Origin of the sequence: Devosia sp. Root413D1 (genome assembly GCF_001425235.1) — a bacterium.
In the GTDB taxonomy this organism is placed as follows: domain Bacteria; phylum Pseudomonadota; class Alphaproteobacteria; order Rhizobiales; family Devosiaceae; genus Devosia_A.
Genome location: NZ_LMEA01000009.1, coordinates 452827 through 467815, shown reverse-complemented (window position 1 = coordinate 467815; position 14989 = coordinate 452827). Strand labels below are relative to the sequence as shown.

Here is a 14989-nt window from a genome sequence, read left to right as displayed (position 1 = left end):
CCGCAAACCTGAGTTTCTCGGCAGGTAAAGCGGTTGCGCGGTGGGATCGATTTCACACCGCGGCAATTGACGGTCGCGACGCGCTGCCGCAAATGATCGGCACATGAGCCAGTCCATTGCCACAATCGCCCTCGTCGTCGCCGACTATGACGACGCCATCTCGTTCTATGTCGACAAGCTCGGATTCGCGCTCGCGAGCGATCTCGATATGGGTGGCGGCAAGCGCTGGGTCACCGTGACGCCCGGCGGCGGCGGGGCCAGACTGCTGCTGGCGAAGGCGGACGGGACCGCGCAATCCGCCCATATCGGCAACCAGACCGGCGGGCGGGTCGGCTTCTTCCTCGAGACCGACGATTTCGCCCGCGACCACGCCGCCTATGTGGCGCGCGGGGTCAAGTTCCTCGAGTTACCGCGGCACGAAGCCTATGGCTCGGTGGCGGTGTTCGAGGACCTCTACGGCAACAAATGGGACCTGATTCAGCCCAAGGGTTGAGACGTCCATCGCTTGTCGCCGATGGATGGCAAGGCTAGGCTCACCGGGCCTTCCTGCCTGTCCCTCACCAATACTGGAGATCACCATGAGCAAGCGCCGCCTCGGCCGCACCGAGCTTTTCATCGACCCGTTGGTTTTCGGTTGCAACGTGCTGGGCTGGACGCTGGAGGAGCAGGCGGCCTATCCGGTGCTCGACGCCTTCCTCGATGGCGGCTTTGCGGCGCTCGACACCGCTGACAGCTATGGCAAGGGCAAGTCGGAGACGATCATCGGCAACTGGATGAAGGCGCGCGGCAACCGCGACAAGGTGCTGGTGTTCACCAAGGTCGGCTCGGACATGGGCCAGGGGCACCGCGACCTCAGCGCCAAATGGATCGAGGAGGAAGTCGACGCCTCGCTGCGGCGGCTGCAGACCGACTATATCGACCTCTACCAGACCCATTGGCCCGACCCGGCGACACCGCAGCAGGAGACGCTCGAGGCACTCGACAAGCTCGTGAAGGCCGGCAAGGTCCGCTATGTCGGCTCGTCCAACCAGGACACGGCGCTGTTGAGCGAGGCACTCGGCATCTCGAAGGCCGACGGCTTGGCGCGCTACGAGACGATCCAGAACGAGTTCAACCTCTACGACCGCATGAAGTTCGAAGAGGTGCAGGCGACCTGCGTGGCCGAGGGCGTCTCGGGGATCGGCTATTTCAGCCTGGCGCGCGGCTTCCTCGCCGGCAAGTATCGCAGCGCCGCCGACGCGCAGAAGAGCCCGCGCGGCCAGGCCGTGGTGGAGAAATACCTCAACCCCAAAGGCTATCGCATCCTCGAGGCGCTGGACGCGATCAGCCAGCGGACCGGGGCGCTGCCGGCGGAGATCACCCTCAGCTGGATCGCGGCGCAGCCGGGCGTCGGCGCACCGATCGCCTCGGCGACATCGGTCGAGCAGGTGCAGAGCCTGATGCGCGGCGCCAACCTGACGCTGAGTGCCGAGGACCTGCAGTTGCTGACGGACGCCGGCAAATGACATCGACGGCTGCGGCCGCAGCGCTGTTGGCTTGGGCGCTCGCCACCCTCGCCGCCCCTGCCCTCGCCCAGGACGCCGGCTGGCACTATTCGCCGCTACAGGGCGAAGGCGACCGGGCAGCTCTGGGTTGTGCTGCCGGATCGACGCCAAAGGAATTCGTCTGCCTCGCGGTGCGCTGCGAGGACGATTTCGAGATCGGCATTCATCTGCACACCAGCCGTCCGGGCGGCGACGCCGGACGATGGCGGATCGATATCGACAAGGAAGACGGACACGAAGTCGACGCCAAGCCCGATGGTTCGCCCTACAACGCCCGCATCGAGGGCGACGTGGCGCCACTGCTCGAGGCGCTGAAGAACGGCGGCCTCGCCTTTCTCGACCCGAAAGCCGGGCCGGACCTGCCCAGGAACGGCATCACGCTCGACGGCTCGCTCTACGTGATCAACCAGGCGCTGTATTTCTGCGCGCCGCGCCTGCCGCCGACGGCGACATCAGTCGCCGAGTAACTCGGCGACTGCCATGCGCTTGAAGTTGCCGACGTAAGCGTCGCCTTCCTTGCGGCCCACCGAAATGGCAAGGCGCATGCTGGCGCTGCCCAGGTACATCACCAGGGTGGCGCGGTTGAGCAGTTCCGCTGGATCGGCATCGGGATAGATCCGCTGCAGCACGGCGCCGACCAGCGCGCCGTTCTCGTGGCTGTCGGCGAGGTCGATGCCGTGCAGCGATTTGTCGGCCTGGGTGCCCGACCAGATGTCGCGCATCACCGGCTCGGCCAGGAACAGGCCGTAATAGATATCGATGAGTTCGCCGAAGGCCCGGCGGAAGCCAGGCGCATCGCTGACCCCGGCGAGGCCATCGCGAATGCAGGCGCGACCCTCTTCATTGTAGCGCTCGGCCAGCGCCCCGATCACCGCCGCCTTGTCTGGAAAGTATTGGTAGAGCGAGCCGATCGAGATTTCCGCCTCGGCGGCCAGTTCCCCCATCTTCATGGCATCGCTGCCACTCCGCTCGATCAGCCCCTTGGCCGCATTGAGAATGCGCTCGACCCGCTCGCGGCTGCGCTGCTGCTGCGGGGTGCGTCGCGCCGGGGCGGCGGTTTCGGCGGCTTCGGCCATAAGTGAACAATCCTCACATTTCTGCTTGACGTCGATAATATGAGGATTTATCACCTTCCGCAACATGAGACTTCCTCATGTTTTGCGAATGGAGCATGAAATGACCAAACCGATCCTGATCATTGGCGGCCGCGGCAAGACCGGCGCGCGGGTTGCGGAGCGCCTCGAAGTACGCGGCTTGCCGGTGCGGCTGGCCTCGCGGTCGACGGGGTTCGACTGGACCGACCGCGGCACCTGGGCGGCAGCGCTTGAGGGGGCTGCCAGCGCCTACATCACGTATTACCCGGATATCGCGATTAAGGGCGCAGCCGAGGCCATCGGCGCCATTACCGAACTGGCCCTGTCGCTGGGGGTAAAGCGGCTGGTGCTGCTGTCCGGCCGCGGTGAGCCGGAGGCGCAGCGGGCCGAGCAGCAGTTGATCGGCTCGGGCGCCGACTGGACCGTGGTGCGCGCCAGCTGGTTCAACCAGAATTTCGACGAGGGACAGTTCCTCGAGATGGTGCTCGGCGGCGAAGTGGCATTGCCGGTCGACGCGGTACGCGAGCCGTTCGTCGATTGCGACGACATCGCCGACGTGGTGACCGCAGCGCTGACCGACGACCGGCACATCGGCCAGCTCTATGAGGTTACCGGCCCACGGCTGTTGACCTTCGCCGAGGTGGTTGCCGAGATCAATCGCGCGAGCGGCAGCAACGTGATGTTCCGCACCATGCCGGCACATGAGTTCCTCGACTCGCTCGCCGGCAGCGAAATGCCCGAAGAAATCGCCGGGCTGCTCGAAGAGCTGTTCAGCGAGGTGCTGGACGGCCGTAACGAATCCCTCGCCGATGGAGTGCAGCGGGTCCTCGGGCGGCAACCGAAGGACGTTGCGGACTTTGCACGCGAAGCGGCAGCCAAGGGCGCCTGGAGGCAAGCATGAACTGGATCGATATCCTCAGTATCGTCGTGGCGCTCGGCGCAGCGCTGATCGGCGGAACCTTCTTCGGGTTCTCGAACTTCATCATGCCGGCAATCGGCCGGCAGCCACCCGCCAACGCCATCGCGGTGATGAACGCCATCAACGTGACGGTGCTCAATGCCGGCTTTCTCGGCGCCTTCATGGGGACCGCGATCCTCGGGCTGGCGCTGGTGCTGGCGGTGTTCGTGGCGGGCGGCAGCCCATGGGCGGCGGCCGGCGCGCTGGTCTATGTCATCGGGACGTTCGGCGTGACCATGGCGATCAATGTGCCGATGAACGACCGGTTGGCCAGGTTCGAGGCCCCGAGCCCCGAGGGCGCCGCCTACTGGGCCAGCTACCTCAGGGACTGGACCCGGTGGAACTCGATCAGGTCGGGCGCCGCGATGCTCGCGACGCTCTTACTGATGATCTCGCTCATGCGATGAGGTAGCCGCCGTCGACCGGCAGGATCGCTCCGGTGATGAAGCCGGCGAGCGGCGAACACAAGAACAGGGCGGCGGGCGCCAGGTCCGCCGGAGTGCCCCAGCGGCCGAGCGGGGTGCGGCCCATCAGTTCGGCGTTGCGCGCCTCGTTGGCGCGCGGCACCGCGGTCATCGCGGTCTCGATCCAGCCGGGGGCGAGGGCATTGACGCGGATCTGCTCCTTGGCAAAGGCGGTGGCGAGCGACTTGGTGAGGCCGGCGACGGCGTGCTTCGACGCCGCGTAAGCCGGGGCGTGCGGGGCGCCGAAGAACGAGAACATCGAGCCGATATTGAGGATGGCGCCGCCGGCGAGCTTGTCCTTGAAGGCGTAGGCGGTGCGCATCGAACCGTTGAGGTTGATATCGATGACAGTCGCAAAGCCGTCGACGGTGTGCTCGGCAGCGCGGAGGTTCACCCCGGCGCAGTTGATCAGTGCGGCGACGCTGCCGAAGGTCGCGGCATACTCGGCGACCTGTTCGGAATTGCGCACGTCGAGCTCTGTGTAACGGAAGCGCGGCTCGGCAGCGGCGCCCGCCTCGACCTCGGCCTGGGTGGCGCCGGTGACATGCACCACCGCCCCGGCGTCAGCAAAGGCGCGGCCGATGCCCTGGCCGATGCCGGAGGTGCCGCCGGTGATGACAACGGTCTTCTTGGCGTAGAACTCTGATGCCCAGCTAGTCATTGAGGCCTATCCCATCGGTTTCTTCCTTCTCCCCTTGAGGGAGAAGGTGGCGAGCGTAGCGAGACGGATGAGGGGACGGATATCGCAACTGCCCCTCACCCGCCCTTCGGGCACCCTCTCCCTCAAGGGGAGAGGGAAGGAAGGGTCAGCGTACGAACTGGTCCACGTAGTCCGCCCCGAGCCCCACCTTTTCGTAGTGCTTCTTGCACATGTCGATCTTGGTGAAGACGTCCTCGAAGCCGACCTGCTTGTTGTCCTTGTCGAGATAGACCATGCAGCCCGAGATGTTGAAGAAAGTGATCATCTCCGGGGTGTCCTCGGGCACGGTCAGGGTATGGATCTCGCCCGGCGGCTCGAACACATAGGAGCCGGTTTCGGCCACCCAGTCGTGCTCGAGATAGTGCCAGCGGCCCTTGATGACGTAGCCGTGCACCGGCTGGGGGTGGAGGTGGCGGCTCAGAATGCCGGCGCGGCGGACGCGCAGCAGGTTGCACCACTGGCCCTGCAGCGTGTTGAGAAACAGCGGACGGAACCAGACCCCCTCGGCCTGCGGCACCCAGACCCGCTCATCCTCGGGGACGGCGGTGATGGCGATTTCCCGGGGCGCCAACGGATGGGCCGAGCCGTTGAAGGTCTCGTACATGGCAGGTCTCCTCGTCACTGGTATGGTAGCTGTATGCGGTGCGAGCTAACCCTGCCAGTCGACCTACGTCTAGGGGGCTTTGTTCGGCAGCCTCACGAAGACCGATCGGTCAGGGCGGGCTGACCCCCACCCCTGTCCCTCCCCGCCAGGGGAGGGAGACGCGTACTGCGATGTCAGTGGGAGGGGCACCCTCCCCCTTGCGGGGAGGAGACAGGCGTGGGGGTCCACAGCCACCAGCCTGTCCGTTGCATTCCCAATGCCTGTTCGTCCTTACCAGTGGAACTCGTCGACGTTCTCGCGGGCGCCGAGCAGGAAGGCATCGCCGACCAGCCGCAAAGGAGAACCGTCCATTTCGGACTTGCCCTTCTTCAATAGCTTGGCAAAACGCTCGTAGATCGCCTCATACTCCTCGGAGGGGTTGGCGACGGTTTCCTTGCCATTGACCGTGAGCACGGTGCCGCCCCGCTCGAGCTTCAGCTGCGTGCCCTTCCGGGTCTCGATGGCGATGGTCCAGATCTCGCCCGACTCCTCCAGCCAGTTGAAGCCGGCGCTGAGCTTGGGCTGGTGCTTTTCGCCGGACTTGAAGACGATCTCGACATCGACCGGGGTCTGGCGGTTGGCCGGGAATTTCAGCCGCGCGCTGTCGACGAAGACCGGGAACGGCATGATCTTGGTGAAGATCGACATGGCGTTGATGCCCGGATCGCAGACGCCGAAGCCGCCGGGCTCCCACACCCATTCCTGGCCCGGGTGCCACTTGCGGACGCTCTCGCGCCAGTCGATGCGAAGCGAGGCGACGCCTTCGTCCTTGAGGATCAGTTTGGCGGTGTCGACGGCGGCATTGTAGCGTGAGTGCCAGGTCTGGAACAGCACCTTGCCCTTCTTCTCGCCATAGGCGACGAGGTCCTCGAACTCGGTGATGGTGGGGGTCGGCGGCTTTTCCAGCAGCACATCCTTGCCGGCATCGATCGCCTGCCGCACATAGGCGTGGCGGACGCCGGGCGGGGTGCAGATGGCGACCAGCTTCACCTCGGGCATGGCCTTGTAGAGTTCGGCCGGGGTCTTGAACACCGGCACGTCGCGATGGCCGAGGCCGCGGGTCGAGACGCAGGCCGCGAGGTCGAAATCCGGGCTCTTGTCGATCACCGGCAGGTGCTGATCCTGCGCGATCTTGCCGATACCGATGACGGCGATCTTCTTTTTGGCCATTGCCGAAACACTCCCTGAAAGCGGGCGGCACTTAAAGGCATGGGCGAAGGAAAGGGAAGTTCCCCACAAAGGAAAATCGTCCGGCTGCCTAAGGTGGGCTATGCTGAGGCGTCAGGTGGGAGAGTTGTGATGTCGCGGGCATTCGTCAGTGAAGGCAACAGCGTGCCGCAGGTGTTCGCCTCGGCGGAAAGCGCCGAGAGCGCTGCCAACCTGCAGCGGGCGATGGACGGCAAGGACTATGACTACGAGGTGCGGCCGCGGCAGCGCGGCGGCTACATGGTGGCGCGGCTGAGCAAGGATGGCACCTTCGACTCGTGGGTCGAGGAATAACGTCCAGCGCAGTATCTCAGCGCACGAGGATGGCGCGAAAATCGTTGACGTTGGTGCCGGTGGGGCCGGTGAGCAGCAGGCCGCCGACGGCGCGGAAGGCGTTGTAGGCGTCGTTGTTGGCGAGAGCCCGACGTGGGTCGATGCCGGCGGCGCGCAGCCTCGCCGCGGTGTGGCCATCGCAGATGGCGCCGGCATTATCCCCTGCCCCGTCGATACCGTCGGTATCGGCGGCGAGCGCGGTGATGCCCTCGATGCCATCGATGGCGAGGGCGAAGGCGAGCAGGAACTCGGCGTTGCGGCCGCCCCGGCCATCGCCGCGGATGGTGACGGTGGTCTCGCCGCCCGACAGCAGCAGCGCGGGCTTGGCGAACGGACGGTTGCGGGTTTTGATCTCACGCGCGAGCGCGGCGTGAACCGACGCGACGTCGCGCGCTTCGCCTTCGATCGCATCGGAGAGGATATGGGCCTCGAGCCCCGCGGACCGCGCCTCGGCGGCCGCGGCCTCCAGCGACAAGGCGGCGGACGCTATGATGCGGACGGTGTTGTGGTGAAAGCGCGGATCGCCGGCGCGTGGCGCGGGGTTGAGATCGGAGGCCAGCAGCTCTTCGGCGGCCGCCGGCAGTTTCAGCCGGTAGAGCGAGGCAAGGTGGCGAGCTTCGGCGCGGCCGGAACTCAGCGGCACGGTCGGGCCGGAGGCGACCAGCGACGGGTCGTCGCCGGGGATATCGGAGACGATGAGCGTAGCGACGCGGGCGGGCGAGGCGAGAGCGGCGAGGCGGCCGCCCTTGATGGCGCTGAGTTCGTTGCGGATGACATTCATCACCGAGATCGGCGCGCCCGAGGCCAGCAGGATTTCGTTGACCGCCTGCTCGTCCTCGAAGCTGAGCCCGGCCGCCGGTTGCGGCAACAGCGCCGAGCCGCCGCCCGAGATCAGCGCCACCACCAGGTCGTCATGGCCGAGGCCGGAGACCTTTTCCATCAGCCGGCGGGCGGCGAGGTAGCCGGCCATGTCGGGCACCGGATGGGCGGCCTCGACGATTTCGATGCGCTCGCAGGGCGTGGCGTAGCCGTAGCGGGTGACCACGAGGCCACTGTGGATCGGCCCGGGCCAGGCCAGCTCGAAGGCCCGCGCCATCTGCGCGGAGGCCTTGCCGGCGCCGATCACCACGGTCCGTCCCCTTGGCGGCTCCGGCAGGTTGGCGGCGATGGCGTGCTGCGGCTGGGCGGCGTCGACGGCGCGATGATAGAGCCGTTCGAGAAGGTCGCGATCCATGAAGCCCCGGGGGTACTGATTTGCCGCGATATTGGCGGCGTCGCCCCGTCGAGGCAAGCACCGGGCGATGCGGCAACGCGTTCATGCCCGGTACAGCTCATTTCTGCCAGAAGGCGCGCAGAAAATGCATCGGCCTCGTCTGTGTCCGATGCGCAACGTTAACAGCTGGTCTTGCTGAACAAGGGCGAAATGGCCACCTCACGCGAAGTTCAAGCGTCGGGACCTAGTTGCCGCCGCAGGAAACCAGCGACATAGTCAGGCACCGATCGTGGACGCGATCGATGGGCCTGCGCAGGAAACAACAATGAACAGAATTCGTCCTCTCGCGGGCGCGTTGCTCGCGGCACTGATGTTGTCGCCCCTCACGGCGGCTGTTCTGCCAGTGGTGGCAGATGAGGTTGACCTGCTGCTGCCCGGCGGCCCAATCGACGGAACCGGTCCGGCGGCCGGCACCGGACCGGCGGACGAGCTTGTCCCGCCGGTTACGGCCGATAGCGGGGACGGCGACTCCTCGTCCGACTATGTCCCTGAGCCGATGCTGCAGACCCGGCATTTCGGGCTGACAGTCCAGCTGAGCTGCGCCGTTTCGGGCAAGCCGAACGCTATCGTCGTGGTCAATCACAGCGCCGAAGAGCTGCCGCCGGGAACCCGGATCAAGTGGCAGCTGAAGAGCGAGGGCAAACGCGGCTTCTTTGCGCTGCTGAACCCGCTGGCCGGCGGTGAGACGCTGGTGGCGGACAATGTCCTCGACAGCGCGGCAAGCGAGGCCGCCGACTGCGTGGCGCGCGTCATCTGAGCTTCGTCTGAACCCGGCAGTGGACAGCTTGTCGGACTGACAAAAAACTGACATCGAACGGGGCTAGTCAGCCCCGTCCCTTGCCGAGCCTGAAGTCCCGATGCCCGAACGTTTTGCCATCTACTACGCCCCCGGTGCGGCCGAGCCGCTCTGGGCGAAATCCGCCGAGTGGCTGGGACGTGATCCGCTGAGCGGGGCAACGATCGACGGTCCGCTGGCCGGCACGGCGCGGGACGCGCTGTTCGACCGGAGCGTGTCGGCCCGGCGCTACGGCTTCCACGCCACGCTCAAGGCGCCGATGACGCTCGCCGCCGGCAAATCGCGCGCCGAACTCGAGGACGGGCTGGCCGATTTCGCCGCCGAGGCGGAGCCGGTGGCGATCGGCCGGCTGAAACTTCACCTGATCGACGGTTTCCTGGCGCTGATCCCGGCAGACCAGCCGCGCGAACTCACCGACTTTGCGGCCAAGGTGGTCGAGGCGTTCGAACCGTTCCGCGCGCTGCCATCGGCGGCCGAGCGTGAGCGGCGGCTGAAGGGCGGACACCTGAGCGAGCGGCAGATCGAACTGATGGACCGCTTCGGCTACCCGTACGTGTTCGAGCAGTTCCGCTTCCACATGACCCTGACCGACCGGCTGCCCGAGCATGAGCGCGAGGCCTATTCGCGCGCTGCCGCGGCGCATTTCGGAGCACTCGCTGAAGCCGAAACAATGCTGGACAGGCTTGTGCTGTTCCACGAGCCTGAGCCAGGGGCGCCGTTCGTGCGCCTCGGCGATTTCATTCTTACTGGGGAGGCCGCCGATGAGCGAATTCGCGCTCGCTAACGCTCGTATCGTTCTCAATGACGAGGTGGTGACCGGCTCGGTGCTGGTGCGCGACGGAGTCATCGCGGCGATCGACACCGGCTCGGTGCGGGCTGGTGAGGACATGGAGGGCGACTATGTCATCCCGGGCCTCGTCGAACTCCACACCGATCATTTCGAAAACCACTACCGGCCACGGCCGGGCGTGACCTGGAACGCCATTGCGGCGCTGCAGAGCCATGACGCGCAGGTTGCCGGCGCCGGCATCACCACGGTGTTCGACGCCGTGCGGATCGGTTCGGACCCGGAAGTGGGCGACATCACCGCCGATGTGCGCGCCATGGTCGACGCGGTGGCCGAGGCCGATGCAGGCGACCGGCTCAGGGCCGACCACCACATTCATTTGAGGTGCGAACTGGCGACGCCCGACGTGGCGCAGCACTTCGAGGACAATTGCAGCAACCCGATCGTTGGGCTCGCTTCGCTGATGGACCACACGCCGGGGGCGCGCCAGTACACCACGCTCGAGCATTACATCGCCTACTACCAGAAGAAGCTCCGCCTCTCGGACGCCGAGATGGCGCAGTACATCGCCGACCGGCAGGCCGAGCGCGAGCTCTATGCCGACAAGAACCGCGCCGCGATCCTGAAACGCGGCCGCGAGATCGGACTGGCCTTCGCCAGCCACGACGACGCGACGGTCGAGCATGTCGACGAGGCAGTGCGTGACGGCATGGCGATTGCCGAGTTCCCCACCACCATGGAGGCGGCGCGCGCCTGCCACGAGGCCGGCATGGCGGTGCTGATGGGCGCCCCCAACGTGGTGCGCGGCAAATCGCATAACGGCAATATCTCGGCGGCCGAGCTGGCGCGGGCCGGCGTGCTGGATGTGCTGAGCTCGGACTATGTGCCGTTCTCGCTGATCTACGCGGCGTTCCTGCTGCCGGAAGTCGCCGACAGCATCACGCTGCCGGAATCGGTGGGCATGGTGACCTCGCGGCCGGCAGCGGCGGCGCACCTCAGCGATCGCGGCGAGATTGCCGTCGGCAAGCGCGCCGACCTGGTGCGGGTGCGGCGGACCGATCCGGTGCCGGTGGTGCGCGCGGTGTGGCGGCAGGGCAAGCGGGTCAGCTGATGAGCCACGGCGCCCTCGTCCTCGTCGTCGGACCGTCGGGCGCCGGCAAGGATACGCTGATCGGCGCGGCCAAGGCGGCCCTCGCCGACGACCTGCGCTTCAGCTTCCCGCGCCGGGTGGTCACCCGCACCGCGATGGTCGAGCTCGAGGATCACGACAGCGTCGACGTCAACGAGTTCGGCCGACAGAAGCTGCGCGGCGCCTATGCGCTGGATTGGGAAGCGCATGGGCTCTGCTACGGCGTACCGGCGGCAATCGACGCGGCAATGGTGGCCGGACGGATCGTGGTGGTGAACACCTCGCGCAAGGTGATCGAGCGGGCGATCGAAAAATACCCCAGCTGCCACGTGCTGCTGGTGACGGCCCGGCCGGAGGTGCGGGCCAAGCGCCTCGCCGGGCGCGGCCGCGAAAGCGCCGAGGACATCGAGGCCCGGCTGCAGCGCGAAGGCGCGCCGGTGCCGGAGGGGATCGTGCCTCAGATCATCGACAACTCGGCCGGGCTGGACGCTGGGATCGCCTCATTCGTCAGGGCGCTGCGCTCGATCGCCGATTGAACCTGCGGCCGGGTTGATGCGTTGCCCCCTCTGAACAGCGTCAGAGGAACCGGCATGAGCAGAAGTTCGCTTTACACCGTTATCGCCGTGCTCGCGGCGCTCGCCGTCGGCTTCGGCATCTACATCGCCTATCAGGAATCGCAGAAGCCGGCGCTGGAGATCCGCGTCGACGAAGGAGGGATCAAGATCGATGGCAATGGTGGTTGACGAAGCCCGGCGCACCCAACTGATCGAGGAGGCGCTCAAGCACGCGCTGCAGCGGCAGCCGGTGGAGAAGGTTGCCGATCTCGATCTCACCAAGCTGGCCGTGGATATCGAGGCGATCATCGGGGCGGAGCCGCATCCGCTCGACCCCGAGGGGGACGGGCTGACGACCGGCGAACTCAACGCAGCAAACGATCTCTAGTGTCGTTTCAGCGTTGGCATGAAGCGGCCGAACAGCAGACCAGAACTGCTGTCTGCAAATAGTTGCCAAATAATCTTCGGCGCGCTGCCTGCTAACTTTCCTGCATCGACGAGGCAAAGACCTCGGTTGCGGGGAGTTACGGTAGCGCGCGTTATTACGTTGCCGCGCGACCATGGCTCCGGGGAGGACGGAGAATGGCAGCGCGATTTGCCGGCTCGTTGCACCGAGCGAACGAACCTGGCTTTCTCTACAACTGCGGCAATGTGCTGGGATTTGTCGCCGGCCTCATCGCCGCGGTGTGGTTGCATGACGCACAGGTCGGCGGCGACACCTTCGACAAGGTAATCCGTCACCTGGCAGGGAGCCAGGCAGCGCTGGCGCTGACCCTGGCGACAATGATCTTTTTCTGGGGCGGCATCGTTTATAGCCGAGCCTGGGCCAGAGGCGCCCCACCCAATGCGGCGCTGAACCGGCAGGGTGACCTGTGGTCGACTGCCGGCGCGATCTGTCTGGCGTTCGGGCTGTTCGTTCTGGGCAACCCGCTGCTGGCGCTGAGCGCCGGGGTGCTGCATGCCATGGGCAAACTCGGAAGCGCCTGGGGCGGCAATGTGCGGCTGAACTTCGCCGGCTGGTCGCCCAGCGTCGGCGATCTCGCAAAGGATCTGGTGCTGGTCAGCCGGGTGCCGGCGATCCTTTCGGCGGCGGTCGGCTTTGCCGGCGACTGGCTCTCGGCCAGCGTGATCGTCTGCTGCCTCGTCTGGGCGCGCGCCGATTGGCTGCTGCTCTCGCCCGACGGGGCAATCCGGCGCAGTTGGCAAGCCCTGCGCGATAGCCTGAGGCCAAAGCAAAGGGGCCGCCCATCTCACCTGGGCGACCCCTGATCTTGTGAACCGATCGGCCACTGGCCACGCGCTCAAAGCGGACAGGTCTCAACCCTGTCCTGAGCGCCATTCGGTTTTTACAGCTTGGCGACGCACACTTTGCCGACACCTGCATTCTTGGTGCCGAGCCTGGCAGCGGCTGCCTTGCTGAGGTCGATGATGCGGCCCTTGGCGAAAGGACCGCGGTCGTTGATCGTGACCTTGATCGACTTGCCCGTCCGCTGGTTCGTGACCTTCACGACCGTGCCGAGGGGAAGCGTCTTGTGGGCGGCAGTCATGGCATTCTCATTGAACCGCTCGCCCGAGGCCGTCTTCTTGCCGTGGAAACCTGGTCCATACCAGGACGCCCCACCGCACTGATCTGCCATTGCGCCTGTGACTGAGGTCATAAGGCCCGTCACGAGGGCTGCGGCGACCAGAACGATTTTCCTATTCAACCTTGGACTACTCACGCTTGTTTACGATGGCGGGAGAAGGCTTTGGCGGTGTGGCGACAATATGAACCGAAAATGAACACCGCCCTTCCAAGTGCAACCGTTGCCGAAATGCATCAGTAGCATTACCGAGGGTCGTAAGGATTTTGTACGAGATTCCAGAAACTTGCCCGGGTTTAGCCAATGACTCGGAAGGGATGCCGCGGTCTGAAGTTTTTCTCGACCAAGCGCAAAAGCATCCCCGAAAGCCGGCGCCGATCGACAGAATAAGGCGCGATTTCGGTCGCAACGACCGGCAAACGGCCCACCAGATCCAATCGCTGCGCGGGAATTTCCGCTGGCGTCGAGGCTCCCGGGTGAGCTCAAAATTCCTATTTTTGACCAATTGATAAAATTTCGGAGCTGCGTTAGCGTCCTCAGTCTGGAATGGCTCTAAGGAGAGAGGGAGCTGCCGATGAGCGGGGGAATGCTCAAACAAGGCATCGCATCCGGGCGACTCGAGCCCGGCCAGTACGCACGGAACTTTTCCGACCTGCATCCGGCGCTCGACCGGCACGAGGCCTTCGTTGAGGCCGATCGCTGCTACTTCTGTTTCGATGCGCCGTGCATGAACGCCTGCCCCACCGAAATCGACATCCCGATGTTCATCCGGGAGATCTCGACGGACAACCCGCTGGGGGCGGCTGAGACGATCTTCGAGCAGAACATCCTGGGCGGCATGTGTGCCCGCGTCTGCCCCACAGAGCAGCTGTGCGAAGACGCCTGCGTGCGCATGGAGGCCGAAGGCAAGCCGGTGAAGATCGGCCAGCTGCAGCGTTATGCCACCGATATCGCGATGGAGGAGAACGCACAGTTCTTCACCCGCGCTCCCGCTACCGGCAAGACCATCGCCGTGGTCGGCGCCGGCCCCTCGGGGCTCGCCGCCGCGCACCGGCTCGCCGTGCACGGCCACGACGTGGTGGTCTACGATGCGCGCCCCAAGGCGGGCGGGCTCAACGAGTACGGCATCGCTTCGTACAAGACGCCGGACGGCTTCGCGCAGGCCGAGGTCGACTATGTCACCTCGATCGGCGGCATCGAGATCGAGCTGGGCCAGGCGTTGGGACGCGAGCTGTCGCTCGATGGCCTGCTGGAGCGCCACGACGCGGTGTTTCTCGGGGTCGGGCTGGGCGGTGTCAATGCGCTCAGGGCCGAAGGCGAAACGGACGGCTCGCATGGGCTTGCCGATGCAGTCGATTTCATCGCCGAACTGCGCCAGAGCGACGATCTCTCCAAGCTCCCCATCGGTCGCCGCGTGGTGGTGATCGGCGGCGGCATGACGGCAATCGACGCCGCCGTGCAATCCAAGCTCCTCGGCGCCGAAGAGGTGACCATCTGCTACCGCCGCGGGCAGGAGCACATGAATGCCTCGAGCTTCGAGCAGGATCTTGCGGCATCGAAGGGCGTCACCATCCGCCATTGGCTGCAGCCCAAGCGCGTCTTGAGCGAGAACGGCAAGGTGACCGGGATCGAACTCGAATACACCGAGCTCAAGGACGGGCGCCTGAGCGGCATGGGTCACACGCTGACGCTGCCGGCCGACCAGGTGTTCAAGGCCATCGGCCAGACTCTCGAGGACGAGACGGCCGCTGGATTGGCGCTGACCGCCGGCCGCATAGAGACCGACGCCGAGGGCCGCACCTCGCGGCCGGGTGTCTGGGCCGGTGGCGACTGCGTCGCGGCCGGCGACGACCTGACGGTGACCGCGGTGGCGCAGGGGCGCGACGCGGCCGAGAGCATCAACCGCTATCTCGCTGGAAACTGAG

20 protein-coding genes are annotated in these 14989 nt (G+C 65.9%); 14 read left to right on the top strand and 6 right to left on the bottom strand.

Annotation, left to right across the window (positions count from 1 at the left end; genetic code table 11):
* Window positions 1-103 precede the first annotated feature (103 nt).
* From ASC89_RS14180 to ASC89_RS14170, 3 genes are all read left to right on the top strand, one after another.
* The gene (locus tag ASC89_RS14180; protein WP_055998808.1) at window positions 104-493 is read left to right on the top strand and encodes a VOC family protein; all 390 of its coding nucleotides are present in this window, start codon (window positions 104-106) and stop codon (window positions 491-493) included.
* Window positions 494-578: 85 nt separating this feature from the next.
* A complete protein-coding gene (locus tag ASC89_RS14175; protein WP_055998807.1) occupies window positions 579-1505 on the top strand; it encodes an aldo/keto reductase in 927 nt (308 codons plus the stop codon).
* Complete coding sequence (locus tag ASC89_RS14170; RefSeq protein WP_055998805.1) at window positions 1502-2011, top strand: hypothetical protein; 510 nt, start codon at window positions 1502-1504, stop codon at window positions 2009-2011. Before ASC89_RS14175 ends, ASC89_RS14170 begins: the two co-directional genes overlap by 4 nt.
* Here ASC89_RS14170 and ASC89_RS14165 read toward each other — a convergent pair.
* Entirely contained in the window at window positions 1997-2620 is a 624-nt protein-coding gene (locus ASC89_RS14165; protein ID WP_055998803.1) for a TetR/AcrR family transcriptional regulator, read from the bottom strand. The genes ASC89_RS14170 and ASC89_RS14165 overlap by 15 nt on opposite strands.
* A gap of 100 nt (window positions 2621-2720) precedes the next feature.
* Between ASC89_RS14165 and ASC89_RS14160 the strand changes: the two genes are divergently transcribed.
* A complete protein-coding gene (locus tag ASC89_RS14160; protein ID WP_244488464.1) occupies window positions 2721-3539 on the top strand; it encodes an NmrA family transcriptional regulator in 819 nt (272 codons plus the stop codon).
* Window positions 3536-4003, top strand: a complete 468-nt coding sequence (locus ASC89_RS14155; RefSeq protein WP_055998799.1) for a DUF1772 domain-containing protein — start codon at window positions 3536-3538, stop codon at window positions 4001-4003. Before ASC89_RS14160 ends, ASC89_RS14155 begins: the two co-directional genes overlap by 4 nt.
* On the opposite strand, the gene ASC89_RS14150 is transcribed toward ASC89_RS14155, so the two are convergent.
* The 3 genes from ASC89_RS14150 to ASC89_RS14140 all read right to left on the bottom strand — a co-directional run bounded on the left by ASC89_RS14150 (window position 3993) and on the right by ASC89_RS14140 (window position 6573).
* Entirely contained in the window at window positions 3993-4721 is a 729-nt protein-coding gene (locus tag ASC89_RS14150) for an SDR family NAD(P)-dependent oxidoreductase (protein ID WP_055876665.1), read from the bottom strand. The two genes, ASC89_RS14155 and ASC89_RS14150, sit on opposite strands and share 11 nt — an antisense overlap.
* Window positions 4722-4866: 145 nt before the next feature.
* Window positions 4867-5364 (bottom strand): 2,4'-dihydroxyacetophenone dioxygenase family protein, encoded by a 498-nt coding sequence (locus ASC89_RS14145; protein ID WP_055998797.1) that lies wholly within the window; start codon window positions 5362-5364, stop codon window positions 4867-4869.
* Window positions 5365-5634: 270 nt separating this feature from the next.
* Window positions 5635-6573: a Gfo/Idh/MocA family protein gene (locus ASC89_RS14140; protein ID WP_055998795.1), complete on the bottom strand. Its 939-nt coding sequence runs from the start codon at window positions 6571-6573 to the stop codon at window positions 5635-5637.
* Window positions 6574-6702: 129 nt separating this feature from the next.
* Here ASC89_RS14140 and ASC89_RS14135 point away from each other — a divergent pair, with 129 nt between their 5' ends.
* Window positions 6703-6903, top strand: a complete 201-nt coding sequence (locus ASC89_RS14135) for a hypothetical protein (protein ID WP_055998793.1) — start codon at window positions 6703-6705, stop codon at window positions 6901-6903.
* A gap of 16 nt (window positions 6904-6919) precedes the next feature.
* Here the strand turns inward: ASC89_RS14135 and ASC89_RS14130 are convergent, their stop codons facing one another.
* On the bottom strand, window positions 6920-8176 hold the full coding sequence (locus ASC89_RS14130) for a glycerate kinase (RefSeq protein WP_055876655.1): 1257 nt from the start codon (window positions 8174-8176) through the stop codon (window positions 6920-6922).
* A gap of 304 nt (window positions 8177-8480) precedes the next feature.
* Here ASC89_RS14130 and ASC89_RS14125 point away from each other — a divergent pair, with 304 nt between their 5' ends.
* From ASC89_RS14125 to ASC89_RS14100, 7 genes are all read left to right on the top strand, one after another.
* A complete protein-coding gene (locus ASC89_RS14125; protein WP_156384623.1) occupies window positions 8481-8972 on the top strand; it encodes a hypothetical protein in 492 nt (163 codons plus the stop codon).
* 100 nt (window positions 8973-9072) lie between these two features.
* Window positions 9073-9795, top strand: coding sequence for a DUF1045 domain-containing protein (locus ASC89_RS14120; RefSeq protein ID WP_055998789.1), 723 nt, complete (start codon window positions 9073-9075; stop codon window positions 9793-9795).
* Entirely contained in the window at window positions 9773-10909 is a 1137-nt protein-coding gene (locus ASC89_RS14115) for an alpha-D-ribose 1-methylphosphonate 5-triphosphate diphosphatase (RefSeq protein ID WP_055998787.1), read from the top strand. The genes ASC89_RS14120 and ASC89_RS14115 overlap by 23 nt, the downstream gene beginning before the upstream one ends.
* Window positions 10909-11463 carry a phosphonate metabolism protein/1,5-bisphosphokinase (PRPP-forming) PhnN gene (gene phnN, locus ASC89_RS14110; RefSeq protein WP_055998784.1) on the top strand — a complete coding sequence of 185 codons (555 nt, stop codon included), beginning with the start codon at window positions 10909-10911 and terminating at the stop codon, window positions 11461-11463. The genes ASC89_RS14115 and phnN overlap by 1 nt, the downstream gene beginning before the upstream one ends.
* Before the next feature lie 54 nt (window positions 11464-11517).
* Complete coding sequence (locus ASC89_RS28810) at window positions 11518-11670, top strand: hypothetical protein (RefSeq protein WP_197421105.1); 153 nt, start codon at window positions 11518-11520, stop codon at window positions 11668-11670.
* On the top strand, window positions 11654-11869 hold the full coding sequence (locus ASC89_RS14105) for a hypothetical protein (RefSeq protein WP_156384622.1): 216 nt from the start codon (window positions 11654-11656) through the stop codon (window positions 11867-11869). The genes ASC89_RS28810 and ASC89_RS14105 overlap by 17 nt, the downstream gene beginning before the upstream one ends.
* A gap of 194 nt (window positions 11870-12063) precedes the next feature.
* On the top strand, window positions 12064-12750 hold the full coding sequence (locus tag ASC89_RS14100) for a hypothetical protein (RefSeq protein WP_055998782.1): 687 nt from the start codon (window positions 12064-12066) through the stop codon (window positions 12748-12750).
* 77 nt (window positions 12751-12827) lie between these two features.
* Here ASC89_RS14100 and ASC89_RS14095 read toward each other — a convergent pair whose 3' ends face one another.
* Window positions 12828-13139, bottom strand: coding sequence for a septal ring lytic transglycosylase RlpA family protein (locus ASC89_RS14095; protein WP_082527963.1), 312 nt, complete (start codon window positions 13137-13139; stop codon window positions 12828-12830).
* 499 nt (window positions 13140-13638) lie between these two features.
* Here ASC89_RS14095 and ASC89_RS14090 point away from each other — a divergent pair, with 499 nt between their 5' ends.
* Window positions 13639-14988: an NAD(P)-dependent oxidoreductase gene (locus ASC89_RS14090; protein WP_055998780.1), complete on the top strand. Its 1350-nt coding sequence runs from the start codon at window positions 13639-13641 to the stop codon at window positions 14986-14988.
* Window position 14989 lies beyond the last annotated feature (1 nt).